We start from the raw sequence: 12,334 nt of genomic DNA on the forward strand, positions 1-12,334 counted from the left end.
CCTGCTGGCCTGGGGCGGCGCCGCGGCTCCGGCCGGTGCCGCGGCGCCCCACTGGACCATCACGCCCGCGTCGGGCGGCGCCGACCGGCCGTACGTCTACGCGGAGGGCACCCCCGGCAGCGTCCTGGAGGACAAGGTGGCCGTCACCAATCCGACCGACCGCCCCCTGAAGGTCACCCTGCGCGGCGTGGACGCCGACCACGAGGACGACGGATCGCCCGCTCTGCGCGAGCGGGCGAAGGACACCGGCGCGTGGATCAGGTTCGCGGACACCTCGGTACGGATCCCGGCGCGCACCCGCGCCGAGGTCCCGTTCACGGTGAGCGTGCCCGCGGGCGCGGTGCCCGGCGACCACCCGGGCGCCGTCGTCGCGCGCGCGGCGGGCCGGGACGCCGCGGTCAGCGTCCACCTGCGGGTCAGCGGCCCGACCCTGTCCGCGCTCACCGTCGAACGGGTCCGGGTCGTCGGCGGCGACGCCATCCGGTACGACGTCGTCAACCGCGGGAACACCACGCTCCGCCCCCGCCTCACCGTCCGCGCCGACGGGCTCCTCGGCGCCGTGCTCGACCGGGGCCCGCGGTCCCTGTCCCTCGACCTGCTGCCGGGTCGCCGGGTCACGCTCACCGAGCCCTGGCGCGACGCCCCGGCCCTCGACGACGTCGACGTGAAGGTCACCGTCACCGCGGGCGGCGGCGCCGGTGACTCGGCGACGGCGCGCGCCCGCTTCGTCCCGTGGGGCGCGCTCGGCGGCGGCCTGGCCGTCCTCGCCGCCGGCGGCTGCGTCGCGTACGCGTACCGGCGCCGCCGACGACAGACCCCCGACACACAAGGGAGTACGTCATGACACGCCGCAGCGCGCCGGGCACGCGGCTGCTCACGGCCCTGGCCCTCGTGGCCGCGCTCCTCGGGAGCGCGGTCGCGCTGCCGCTCGCGGCCGAGGCCGCCGGGAAACCCACCGTGACCCTCTCCAGAACCCAGGCGGGCACCGGCGGCTCGATCACCGTGAAGGGCGCCGGATGGCGGCCGCGGGCGCTGCTCATGCTGCTGGTGTGCGGGCGGGCCACCCCGGAGCGCGGCGTGATCGGCGGCACCAACTCCTGCGCCAACGCCGACGGGCTCGCCGTCACCACCGACGGCAAGGGCGCCTTCGGCAAGAAGCTGCCGGTCGCCGAGCCGCCCGTGCCCTGCCCCTGCGTCGTGCACGTCGCGACGGTCACGGGCGAGAAGGCGCAGGCGGACGCCGCGTTCCAGGTCGCGGGGCACCCCGTGAAGGCGCTGCCCGCGGAGACCGGCGGCGGGCGGCTCACCATGGTCTCCGACACGCGGCTCGACGGTTCCAGCGGCATCCTCACCTGGTTCGGCGCCCCGCCCGCGCGGACCTTCACCTTCACCGTGGGCAACGTCGGATCGGCCCCGGTCAAGGACCCCGTCTTCCAGGTCGGCACCTCGCACGGCGTGTTCGCACCGCAGTGGGAGGAGCAGCAGTGGCGCGGCACGATCCAGGCCGGCCGCAAGGCCAGGATCGAACTGCCCGTCGAGCTGTCGGCCGGCGCGCACGGCAGCTACCTCGTCTCGCTCAAGTACGGCGGCAAGGTCCTCGCCGAACGGCCGTGGGGCGTCGGCCGCCCGTGGGGTGTGACGCTCTTCTGGATCCTGCTGTGCGTCGTGGTGCCCGCCGCCGTGTTCCGGATCGGGATGGCGGTCGTGGACCGGCTGCGGCCCCGCGACCGGCAGCGGCCCCGCGACCGCGCCGCCGGACGGCACCGCGGCGCCCAGCGACTCGCCGAGCTCACCGTGCGGCTCCCGAAGGTCGGGTCCCCGCGCGGGGCGGCAGCACCGGCCGCCACCGACTCCGGGCCGCCGGACACCCCGCCGGACCCCGGCACGACCACCCTGCCCTGGTTCACCCCGGACACCGGTCCGGGGCGGCCTGCGGCCGGACAGCTCTCCGCACCGCCCGACAACACCAGTCCGACGAAAGGAACCACGTGAACAGGCAACGGAGAGCCGGCGCGGCCGGCTGCGCCCTGATCCTGTCCGGTGCGGGGCTGTGGCTGGCCGCAGCCCCTGCGCAGGCGGCCGAGTCCTCGTTCAAGACGGAGTGCATCCCGCCCGCGATCTCCGGGCTGCCGCCGATCGAGGGCACCACGGTCACGGACATCACCGCACCCGCCACGGCCAAGGTCGGCGACGAGATCGAGGTGGTGTGGAAGACGACGCAGGCCGCGTCCAAGAACCCCGACATCCTCGACCTGGACGCCGACACGGTCCAGCCGACCGGCACCGTCAAGGTCGGCGGCGCGCAGACCGGCGACCTGAAGCTGGAGGGAGCGCGCGAGAACCCGCCCATCAAGAAGGGCGCGGCGATGGTGCTGTCCGACATGAAGGGCAAGCTGAAGCTCACCGAGGCCGGTGACGTGACGCTGACCCCGGACGCGTACAACATCAACGTCAACAAGCCGATCTCGACCGACACCAAGTGCACCCCGAAGGAGACCGTGGCGCCCGCCGTCACCGTCAAGGTCACCGACGGCGGCGGCGCGGGCGGTTCGGACTCCGGCGGCGCCGCGTCCGGCGGCGACGACTCGGGCGGCGCGGCGGCCTCCGGCGGGGACAGCGCGGGCGCGGCCGCGGGCGGCTCGGACAGCGGCGGCGCGGCCGCGTCGGGCGGCGACGCGGCGGGCGGTGCCTCCGGCGGTGACGGCGGCCAGACCGACTTCACCGGCAAGGAGGTCTCGATCCCGTACGCCTGCAAGACGCCCATCGGCGACAAGAACGCGACGTCCCCGGTGCAGATCAACGCGAAGAAGGACGGCGGGAACTACGCCCTCACCGTCCAGTTCAAGAAGTCCGTGATGGACAGCCCCGCCGACATCCCGGCGGACTCCGTCAAGCCGTCGATGGCGGTCAAGCTGGGCGGCGCGGACAAGGGCACGGTCGCGGTCGAGGGCCCCACGAACAAGGAGCCCATCAAGTCCGGTGACCCGATGACGATCCCCGACCTCACCGGCACGTACAAGCCGGGCGCGGACGGCAAGTCCACGCTGTCGCCGGGCGTCCTCACGGTCGAGGCGCTGGGCACGACGACGACCTGCACCCCGACCAAGACGGAGGTCTCGCTGGAGATCGACACGACGGCGCAGCCGGGCGGCGCGGCCGGCGGCTCCGGCTCGGACTCCGGCTCCGGCTCCGCCGCGGCGGGCGGCGCGGACGCGAGCGGCGGCGCGGCGGGCGGCCTCGCCGAGACCGGCGCCTCGAACGACGGCGCCCTGCGCGCGCTGGGCCTGGTCGCCGGCACGGTGATCCTGCTGGGCGGCGCGGTCTTCACGTTCCTGCCGCGGGCGAGGCGGATGCGCCAGGGGTGAACGACGGCGAGGGCCGCCGCACCGATCCGGTGCGGCGGCCCTCTGCGTCCTGCGGGTCCTGGGACGTCAGTGGACGTCGCCCATGAGCTCCTTGACGCGCTTGCGGTACATGTAGATCGCCACACCGGCGAGGACCGCCGCGATCGCCTCGACGGCAACCATCGGCTTGGTGTCCAGGTTCACGCCGTTGTTCGACAGCAGACCGGTGACGGCATCGCCCGCGGTGACCGCGAGGAACCAGACACCCATCATCTGCGAGCTGTACTTGGCGGGCGCCATCTTCGTGGTGACCGACAGGCCGACGGGCGAGAGGCACAGCTCGCCGACGGTCTGGCAGAAGTAGATCAGGACGATCCACCACGGGCTGACCTTGCCGTCGCCCGAGGCCGCCAGGGGCAGCAGGAAGACGAAGAAGGAGATGCCGATGAGGGCCAGACCGGCCGAGAACTTGACGACCGTGCTGGGCTCCTTGCCCGAGCGGGCCAGGTAGAGCCAGAGCCACGCGGCGACCGGGGCCAGCGCCATGACCAGGACCGGGTTGACCGACTGGAACCAGGACACCGGGAACTCCCAGCCGAACACCGAGGTGTTGACGTGGGCGTCCGAGAAGATCGACAGGGTCGAGCCACCCTGGTCGTAGATCATCCAGAAGACGGCCGCGGCGGCGAAGAACCAGATGTAGCCGGAGACCTTGGTCTGCTCGGTCGAGGTCAGTTCCTTGTCCCGCTTGATGCGGAACAGGACGACGATCGGGACGACGAGCCCGATGATCATCAGCGGGTTCGTGGCCCACTTCAGGGTGTAGTGGCCGGTGCCGCCGACGATGCCGTAGAAGACGACGGCGACGAGCAGCCAGATCATGGCCTTCTTCAGCGTGGTCGCGCGCTCCTGGGCGCTCAGCGGCTTCGGCACCACGTGGGACTTGGCGTCCAGGTGCTTGGTGCCGAGCAGGAACTGGGCCAGGCCGAGCGCCATGCCGAGTGCGGCGAGCGCGAACCCGAAGTGCCAGTTCACGTTCTGGCCGACGGTGCCGATGGTCAGCGGCGCGAAGAAGGCACCCAGGTTGATGCCGATGTAGAAGAGCGTGAAGCCGCCGTCACGACGCGGGTCCGTCGGACCGTTGTAGAGGTGCCCGACCATCGTCGAGATGTTGGACTTCAGCAGGCCCGAGCCGATCGCCACGAGCAGGAGACCGAAGTAGAACGTCGCGTCCATCGGCAGGGCGAGCACCAGGTGTCCCGCCATGATGATGGCTGCCGCGATCGCCGTGGTCTTGCGCGGTCCCCAGACGCGGTCGCCGAACCAGCCGCCGGGCATGGCGAGCAGGTACACCGTCGACATGTAGACGGAGTAGATGGCGATGGCCGTGCCCGCGTCGAGGCCGAGCCCCTCCGGGGCGACCAAGTACAGCGGGAGAAGGGCGCGCATGCCGTAGTAGGAGAAACGCTCCCACATCTCGGTCATGAAGAGTGTGGCCAGGCCGCGGGGGTGGCCGAAGAAGGTCTTCTGCGGGCCAGGAATGCTGGCCGCGTCCTTCGTGAGGCTGGACGCCATGGGTCGATCCTCGTGGGGTCTCGGGGACACGTACCGGGTTCGGGACGGATCCCCTGTGGGGGCTGGCCGGCACCGAGTCCTACCGTCCTCCCCACGCCCTGGGGTTCTGGTACGGCGGACCCGGGATCCACGCCCCGGCGCGCTTCCTTACGCGCGGGGCCCGGCCGCAGGTCGTTCTTTCGAAACTGACACTCGTCAGCTCGCACATAAAAGGGACCTTCGATGCGCGGTGCGCCGCAAAGGTCCCCCAGTAGTGCATCAGGCGTTGGATCAGCTTACGACACGACAGTGCGGGATATGGAAGGACTTGAGAGATGGATCACAGGCCGTGATGGAACCGTCGGGCGAATTCGAAGGCAATTCTCAGGTTCTCACCCCACACCCGGAGGAGGCGAACGCGGAGGTTCGGGTTCCGTCCAGGGCGGGGCCCGCGCGGACTACCATCACTGCATGACCCGTGTACTGCTCGCCGAGGACGACGCGTCCATCTCGGAGCCGCTGGCCCGCGCCCTGCGCAGGGAGGGATACGAGGTCGAGGTCCGCGAGGACGGGCCCACGGCGCTCGACGCCGGCCTCCAGGGCAGCATCGACCTCGTCGTGCTCGACCTGGGACTGCCCGGGATGGACGGCCTCGAGGTGGCCCGCCGGCTGCGTGCCGAAGGACACACGGTGCCGATCCTCATCCTGACCGCGCGCGCCGACGAGGTGGACACCGTGGTCGGTCTCGACGCGGGCGCCGACGACTACGTCACCAAGCCGTTCCGCCTCGCCGAGCTGCTCGCCCGGGTCCGGGCCCTGCTGCGGCGCGGCTCCGCCGAGCCCAAGGAGGCGCCGGCCACGCACGGCGTGCGGATCGACGTCGAGTCGCACCGCGCCTGGATGGGCGACGAGGAACTCCAGCTCACGGCGAAGGAGTTCGACCTGCTGCGGGTGCTCGTGCGGGACGCGGGCCGGGTCGTCACCCGGGACCAGCTGATGCGCGAGGTGTGGGACACGACCTGGTGGTCCTCCACCAAGACGCTGGACATGCACATCTCGTGGCTGCGCAAGAAGCTCGGCGACGACGCGGCCAACCCGCGGTACATCGCCACGGTGCGGGGCGTCGGCTTCCGCTTCGAGAAGAGCTGAACCGGGCCGGGCCCCCGGACCGGCCCTCGCGGCCGCGGCGCGGCTGATCCGGGACACTGAGAGGCATGCGCCGCCGACTCATCAACTCCACCCTGGCCGTCGTGCTCGTCGTGATCGCGGTGTTCGGGGTGTCCCTCGTCATCGTCGAGACCCGGACGATCACCAACAGCGCTCAGGAGCGGGTCGAGTCCGAGGCGGTGCGGCTGGCGTCCATCGTGGACAGCCGGCTGCTCAGCGACGAGCAGGTCACCGTCTCCATCCTCAAGGACCAGGTCGCCATCGAGGAGCGGTACGCGGTCATCGAGATGCCGGGCCGCCCCCCGATCGAGCTCGGCGACAAGCCCGAGGGCGACGTCATCACCTACACCGCGCCGGGCGAGCAGGGCGAGAAGGTCACCGTCGAGGAACCCCGCTCGGCCGTCACCCAGGAGGTCGGCCGGACCCTGCTGATCATCGCGGGGGTCGCGCTGCTCGCGGTCGTCGCCGCCGTGCTCCTCGCCGTCCGCCAGGCGAACCGGCTCACCTCCCCGCTCACCGACCTCGCCTCCACCGCCGAGCGCCTCGGCTCCGGTGACCCGCGCCCCCGGCACAAGCGCTACGGCGTCCCCGAGCTGGACCGTGTCGCCGACGTCCTCGACGGCTCCGCCGAGCGCATCGCCCGGATGCTCACCGCCGAGCGCCGCCTCGCCGCCGACGCCTCGCACCAGCTGCGCACCCCTCTCACGGCGCTGTCCATGCGCCTGGAGGAGATCACGATGACGGACGACCTGGACGAGGTGAAGGAGGAGGCGACGATCGCGCTCGCGCAGGTCGAGCGGCTCACCGACGTCGTGGAGCGGCTGCTCACCAACTCCCGCGACCCGCGGACCGGTTCGGCCGTCACCTTCGACCTGGACGAGGTGATCAAGCAGCAGCTGGAGGAGTGGCGGCCCGCCTACCGCAGCGCGGGCCGCGCCATCGTCTCGTCCGGCAAGCGGCACCTGACGGCCGTCGGCACGCCCGGCGCGGTCGCCCAGGTCCTCGCGGCGCTCATCGAGAACTCGCTGATGCACGGTGGTGGCACCGTCGCCCTGCGCACCCGTGTCACGGGCAACCAGGCGGTGATCGAGGTCACGGACGAGGGGCCCGGCGTGCCCTCCGAGCTCGGCTCGCGGATCTTCGAGCGGACCATCTCGGGCCGCAACTCGACGGGCATCGGACTGGCCGTGGCCCGCGACCTGGCCGAGGCGGACGGCGGCCGGCTGGAGATGCTCCAGACGTCGCCGCCGGTCTTCGGCCTGTTCCTGTCCCGGACCCCGCTCAGGAAGAACGCGGACGACGAGGACGCGGAGCAGACGATCCGCTGACCGCTACTTCACGCGCTGCACGCTCGGCGCCCGCTCGTCCAGGAACGATTCGGCACTGGCCACGGTCTCGCGAGCCGGCAGCGCCTTGAAGACCCAGGTCCGGTACGACCAGAAGCGGAACAGGGTCGCGATGCCCATGCCCAGGAACTTGAACACGTTGCTCTGCAGCGGGCTGTCCCAGCCGAAGCCGTACGTCGCCGCGTAGAGCACCCCGTTCTCGATCACCAGGCCGACCACGCTGAACAGCAGGAAGAGCGTGAGCTCCTTGGCGCGGCCGCTCTTGTCCCGGTCGCGGTACGTGAAGTAGCGGAACCCCACGTAGTTGAAGGCGATGGCGACGACCGTCGCGATCACGCTGGCCCGCACCACCTGGAGGTCCGTGCCGTGCCGCATCAGGTTGAAGACGCCGAAGTTCACGAGGACGCCCAGCGCGCCGACGAGGCCGAACTTGGCGATCTCCCTGGCCAGGGCGTCGAAGCGGCTCCGCAGCCCGCCCAGGCGGGACGGGGCCGATCGCTCCGTGGTCGCTGTCATGGTGCCGCCTCAGCCCCCGTAGTCCCCGTGCAGTGGTCGTGCGGCCCGAGCGAACCGCCCGTCCATGCTAGCCACGCGCACCCGCCGACGCCCTCCATGGATGTTCGTCCGAACCCGGGCCGTGCGGGGAACCGGTCGATCGGCCGATACCCTGGGGGCGTGACGTTCCCGGTAGTCGGCATGGTCGGCGGTGGACAGCTCGCTCGTATGACACACGAGGCGGGCATCCCGCTCGGCATCAAGTTCAAGCTCCTCAGTGACACTCCCCAGGACTCCGCGGCCCAGGTCGTCGGCGAGGTCGTCGTCGGCGACTATCGCGACCTGGACACGCTGCGTGACTTCGCGCGCGGCTGTGACGTGATCACCTTCGATCACGAGCACGTGCCCACCGAGCACCTGAGGGCCCTGGAGGCGGACGGCATCCCCGTGCGCCCCGGGCCCGACGCGCTCGTGCACGCCCAGGACAAGGGCGTCATGCGGGAGAAGCTCACCTCCATCGGCGTGCCGTGTCCGCGCCACCGCATCGTGACCGGCCCCGCCGACGTCACCGCGTTCGCCGAGGAGGGCGCCGGCTTCCCCGTCGTCCTCAAGACGGTGCGCGGCGGCTACGACGGCAAGGGCGTGTGGGTCGTGCGCTCCGAGGCGGACGCCGCCGAGCCCTTCAAGGCCGGGGTGCCCGTCCTCGCCGAGGAGAAGGTCGACTTCGCCCGCGAGCTCGCGGCCAACGTCGTGCGCTCGCCCCACGGCCAGGCCGTCGCCTACCCCGTCGTCGAGTCCCAGCAGGTCGACGGCGTGTGCGACACCGTGATCGCCCCGGCGCCCGGCCTCGACGAGCGCCTCGCCGGCGAGGCCCAGGAGCTGGCGCTGCGCGTCGCGGCGGAGCTCGGCGTCGTCGGTCACCTCGCCGTCGAGCTCTTCGAGACCCGCGACGGCCGCATCCTCGTCAACGAGCTGGCGATGCGCCCGCACAACTCCGGGCACTGGACCCAGGACGGCGCGATCACCTCGCAGTTCGCCAACCACGTGCGGGCCGTCCTCGACCTCCCGCTCGGCGACCCGCGCCCCCGCGCCCCGTGGACCGTGATGGCCAACGTCCTGGGCGGCGACTTCCCGGACATGTACAGCGCGTACCTGCACTGCATGGCCCGCGACCCCCAGCTCAAGATCCACATGTACGGCAAGGACGTGAAGCCCGGCCGCAAGGTCGGACACGTCAACACCTACGGCGACGACCTCGACGACGTGCTGGAGCGCGCCCGTCACGCAGCCGGATACCTGAGAGGGACCATTACCGAATGAGCCCGGTGAATCCTGTCGTCGGCATCGTCATGGGGTCGGACTCCGACTGGCCCGTCATGGAGGCCGCGGCGAAGGCCCTCGACGAGTTCGAGATCCCCTACGAGGTCGACGTCGTCTCCGCGCACCGCATGCCGCACGAGATGATCGCGTACGGCGAGCAGGCCGCGGGCCGCGGCCTGAAGGCGGTCATCGCGGGCGCGGGCGGCGCCGCACACCTGCCCGGCATGCTCGCCTCGGTCACCCCGCTGCCCGTCATCGGCGTGCCCGTGCCGCTGAAGTACCTCGACGGCATGGACTCCCTGCTGTCCATCGTGCAGATGCCGGCCGGCGTCCCGGTCGCCACCGTCTCGGTCGGCGGCGCGCGCAACGCGGGCCTGCTCGCCGCCCGCATCCTCGCCGCCCACGACGAGGACCTGCAGACCCGTATGCGCGAGTTCCAGCAGGAGCTCAACGACCAGGCCACCGAGAAGGGCAAGCGCCTGCGGTCCAAGGTCGAGGGCGCCGGCGCGGGCTTCGGCTTCGGGAAGTGAGCGGCGTGAGCATCACCCCCGAGGCCCTGGAGCAGGCCCGCGCACTGCTCGCCGACTTCCCCGTCGTGGACGGGCACAACGACCTGCCGTGGGCGCTGCGCGAGCAGGTCACCTACGACATCGACGCCCGCGACATCGCCGCCGACCAGAGCGCCCACCTGCACACCGACCTGGCCCGGCTGCGGGCCGGCGGCGTCGGCGCCCAGTTCTGGTCCGTGTACGTCCGCACCGACCTGAGCGGCGACGCGGCGGTCAGCGCCACGCTGGAGCAGATCGACTGCGTCGACCAGCTGATCGCCCGCTACCCGGCCGACCTGCGCGCCGCGCTCACCGCCGCCGACATGGAGGCCGCCCGCGCCGAGGGCCGCATCGCCTCCCTCAAGGGCGCCGAGGGCGGGCACTCCATCAACAACTCGCTGGCCACCCTGCGCGCCCTGTACGCGCTCGGCGTCCGCTACATGACGCTCACCCACAACGACAACATCGCGTGGGCGGACTCGGCGACCGACGAGCCCGGCGTCGGCGGCCTGTCCGCGTTCGGCCGCGAGGTCGTGCGCGAGATGAACCGCGAGGGCATGCTCGTCGACCTGTCGCACGTCGCGGCGAGCACGATGCGGGCGGCGCTCGACACCACCGAGGCGCCGGTGATCTTCTCGCACTCGTCCGCGCGCGCCGTCTGCGACCACCCGCGCAACATCCCGGACGACGTTCTGGAACGCCTGCCCGGCAACGGGGGAGTGGCGATGGCGACCTTCGTGCCGAAGTTCGTCCTCCAGGCCGCCGTCGACTGGACCGCGGCGGCCGACGACAACCTGCGCTCGCACGGCTTCCACCACCTCGACACGTCCCCCGAGGCCATGAAGCTGCACCGGGCCTTCGAGGAGGCGCACCCGCGCCCGGTCGCCACCGCGGCCACCGTCGCCGACCACCTCGACCACCTGCGCGAGACCGCGGGCGTCGACCACATCGGCATCGGCGGCGACTACGACGGCACGGCCTTCACGCCGGACGGCCTCGACGACGTCTCCGGGTACCCGAACCTGATCGCGGAGCTGATCGGCCGCGGCTGGTCCCGCGACGACCTCGCGAAGCTCACCTGGCGCAACGCGGTCCGGGTGCTCGGCGACGCCGAGTCCGTCGCCCGCGACCTCCGGTCCCGGCGCGGCCCGTCGAACGCGACGCTGGAGCAGCTCGACGGCTAGGGCGTGTTTCGCCCCGGGCCCTGTCCGGCGCGGCGCCGTCGGAGGCCGGCCCCCGGGTGAGTGCGCAGGTCAGCGGCGCACTCACCCGAACGCACCATTCACCGCGTACCCCCGCGCCACCCCGTGCCACCGTGGTCCGAACGCTTTGCCCCAATTGAGCAGGACCCCCTCATGGCAGAACTGCAGGACCAACTCAGCGCCCCCGCCGAGGCCGGCGAGCTCGACCAGCCCGCCGCCCCGCCCCCCGAGGCGCCCCCCGCACCCGACCCGGACCGGGCCCACGAGCTGCTCGCGCGCCACCCCATAGCCGACGGCTACAGCGGCCTCCTCGAGGCCCTGCGCGCCCTGCCCTGGTACGACCTGGAGCTCGGCGAGAGCGCTGTCGAGACCGACCTGCCGCGGCTGCGCGCCGGCGGCACCGGCGCCCTCCTGTGGGCGCTGCCCGTCGCCACCGACCAGCCCGTGACCAGCGCCCTCGAACAGATCGACCTCGTCAACCACGTCGTCGCCCGCTACCCCGAGGGCCTGCGCCTGGCCCGCTCCGCGTCCGAGACCGCCGACGCCCGCGCCCACGGCCGCACCGCCGTCGTCATCGGCCCCGCGCCCGCCCACGCCGCCGCCGACTCGCTCGGCGCCCTGCGCGCCCTGCACGCCCTGGGCCTGCGGGTCCTCACCCTCAGCGGCACCGACTGGGCGGGCGAGTCCGGCCTGAACCGCTTCGGCGAGGAGGTCGTGCGCGAGCTCAACCGGCTCGGCATGCTGATCGACCTCACCGGCGCCTCCCCGGCCACCGCCCGGGACACCTTCGCGGTGTCCAGGGCGCCCGCGATCCTTACCCGCTCCGGCGCCCACGCCCTCAACAGCCACCCCGACAACGCACCGGACGAGCTCCTCGCCGCCCTCGGCGAGGCCGGCGGCCTGTGCCTCGTGCCGTGCTCCGCCGACCGCACCGGGCCCGCCCTGCGCGACGTCGCCGACCACCTCGACCACGTCCGCCGGGTCGCGGGACCCGAGGCGGTCGGGCTCTCCGGGATGTACGACACCGCGACCGAGCACCCCGAGGGCCTCGACGACGTCTCCGGCTACCCGGCGCTCGTCGCCGAGCTCCTCGACCGCGGCTGGACCGAGCCCGAACTCGCCCTGCTCACCTGGGACAACGTCCAACGGGTGCTGCGCAGCGTCGAGTTCACGGCCCGCGCCGCCCTCCACCGCGGAACCCCGTCCGCGGGAGCGCCGACCCCCTAGGGCCTGTCCGGCGGATCATGTCGCGGACGCGGGGTCTGGCACGCCGACCTGCGGCGTTGTCGTCGGTTGTCAATGCTCCGCATTGCCGCCCTCCTCCGCCTTGCATCTCGACGCACCAGACCCCGCTCACC

General features: G+C 72.5%; 11 protein-coding genes. 9 read left to right on the top strand and 2 right to left on the bottom strand.

The genetic code is table 11. From position 1 onward, the window contains the following. The 3 genes from GTW43_RS15335 to GTW43_RS15345 form a co-directional block, all read left to right on the top strand. Positions 1-844 (top strand): hypothetical protein (locus GTW43_RS15335; protein ID WP_343246015.1); only part of this gene is annotated, 844 nt, incomplete at its 5' end. Continuing rightward, complete coding sequence (locus GTW43_RS15340; RefSeq protein ID WP_161302500.1) at positions 841-1,992, top strand: hypothetical protein; 1,152 nt, start codon at positions 841-843, stop codon at positions 1,990-1,992. The genes GTW43_RS15335 and GTW43_RS15340, both read left to right, overlap by 4 nt. Continuing rightward, positions 1,989-3,365, top strand: a complete 1,377-nt coding sequence (locus tag GTW43_RS15345; RefSeq protein WP_343246016.1) for a hypothetical protein — start codon at positions 1,989-1,991, stop codon at positions 3,363-3,365. Before GTW43_RS15340 ends, GTW43_RS15345 begins: the two co-directional genes overlap by 4 nt. A gap of 66 nt (positions 3,366-3,431) precedes the next feature. On the opposite strand, the gene GTW43_RS15350 is transcribed toward GTW43_RS15345, so the two are convergent. Next, on the bottom strand, positions 3,432-4,919 hold the full coding sequence (locus GTW43_RS15350) for an oligopeptide:H+ symporter (RefSeq protein WP_161302502.1): 1,488 nt from the start codon (positions 4,917-4,919) through the stop codon (positions 3,432-3,434). Between the two features lie 450 nt (positions 4,920-5,369). Here GTW43_RS15350 and GTW43_RS15355 point away from each other — a divergent pair, with 450 nt between their 5' ends. Both GTW43_RS15355 and GTW43_RS15360 read left to right on the top strand, forming a co-directional pair. After that, positions 5,370-6,047, top strand: coding sequence for a response regulator transcription factor (locus GTW43_RS15355; protein ID WP_161302504.1), 678 nt, complete (start codon positions 5,370-5,372; stop codon positions 6,045-6,047). 65 nt (positions 6,048-6,112) lie between these two features. After that, positions 6,113-7,393: an ATP-binding protein gene (locus GTW43_RS15360; RefSeq protein ID WP_161302506.1), complete on the top strand. Its 1,281-nt coding sequence runs from the start codon at positions 6,113-6,115 to the stop codon at positions 7,391-7,393. Between the two features lie 3 nt (positions 7,394-7,396). On the opposite strand, the gene GTW43_RS15365 is transcribed toward GTW43_RS15360, so the two are convergent. Next, positions 7,397-7,927 (bottom strand): GtrA family protein, encoded by a 531-nt coding sequence (locus GTW43_RS15365; protein WP_161302507.1) that lies wholly within the window; start codon positions 7,925-7,927, stop codon positions 7,397-7,399. Positions 7,928-8,023: 96 nt separating this feature from the next. Between GTW43_RS15365 and GTW43_RS15370 the strand changes: the two genes are divergently transcribed. The 4 genes from GTW43_RS15370 to GTW43_RS15385 all read left to right on the top strand — a co-directional run bounded on the left by GTW43_RS15370 (position 8,024) and on the right by GTW43_RS15385 (position 12,203). After that, positions 8,024-9,226, top strand: coding sequence for a 5-(carboxyamino)imidazole ribonucleotide synthase (locus GTW43_RS15370; RefSeq protein ID WP_161302509.1), 1,203 nt, complete (start codon positions 8,024-8,026; stop codon positions 9,224-9,226). Then, positions 9,223-9,756: a 5-(carboxyamino)imidazole ribonucleotide mutase gene (purE, locus tag GTW43_RS15375; protein ID WP_161302511.1), complete on the top strand. Its 534-nt coding sequence runs from the start codon at positions 9,223-9,225 to the stop codon at positions 9,754-9,756. Before GTW43_RS15370 ends, purE begins: the two co-directional genes overlap by 4 nt. A 5-nt stretch (positions 9,757-9,761) precedes the next feature. Further along, entirely contained in the window at positions 9,762-10,958 is a 1,197-nt protein-coding gene (locus GTW43_RS15380; RefSeq protein ID WP_161302513.1) for a dipeptidase, read from the top strand. A gap of 171 nt (positions 10,959-11,129) precedes the next feature. Beyond that, positions 11,130-12,203, top strand: a complete 1,074-nt coding sequence (locus GTW43_RS15385; protein WP_161302515.1) for a dipeptidase — start codon at positions 11,130-11,132, stop codon at positions 12,201-12,203. Positions 12,204-12,334 lie beyond the last annotated feature (131 nt).

The organism is Streptomyces sp. SID5785, assembly GCF_009870065.1.
GTDB lineage: Bacteria > Actinomycetota > Actinomycetes > Streptomycetales > Streptomycetaceae > Streptomyces.

Bases quoted from the DNA above. Each gene is read 5' to 3' on its own strand.
- GTW43_RS15360 (WP_161302506.1), top strand. From the start codon at position 6,113: ATGCGCCGCCGACTCATCAACTCCACCCTGGCCGTCGTGCTCGTCGTG.
- GTW43_RS15350 (WP_161302502.1), bottom strand. From the start codon at position 4,919: ATGGCGTCCAGCCTCACGAAGGACGCGGCCAGCATTCCTGGCCCGCAG.
- GTW43_RS15340 (WP_161302500.1), top strand. From the start codon at position 841: ATGACACGCCGCAGCGCGCCGGGCACGCGGCTGCTCACGGCCCTGGCC.
- GTW43_RS15365 (WP_161302507.1), bottom strand. From the start codon at position 7,927: ATGACAGCGACCACGGAGCGATCGGCCCCGTCCCGCCTGGGCGGGCTG.
- GTW43_RS15355 (WP_161302504.1), top strand. From the start codon at position 5,370: ATGACCCGTGTACTGCTCGCCGAGGACGACGCGTCCATCTCGGAGCCG.
- GTW43_RS15370 (WP_161302509.1), top strand. From the start codon at position 8,024: ATGGATGTTCGTCCGAACCCGGGCCGTGCGGGGAACCGGTCGATCGGC.
- GTW43_RS15385 (WP_161302515.1), top strand. From the start codon at position 11,130: ATGGCAGAACTGCAGGACCAACTCAGCGCCCCCGCCGAGGCCGGCGAG.
- purE (WP_161302511.1), top strand. From the start codon at position 9,223: ATGAGCCCGGTGAATCCTGTCGTCGGCATCGTCATGGGGTCGGACTCC.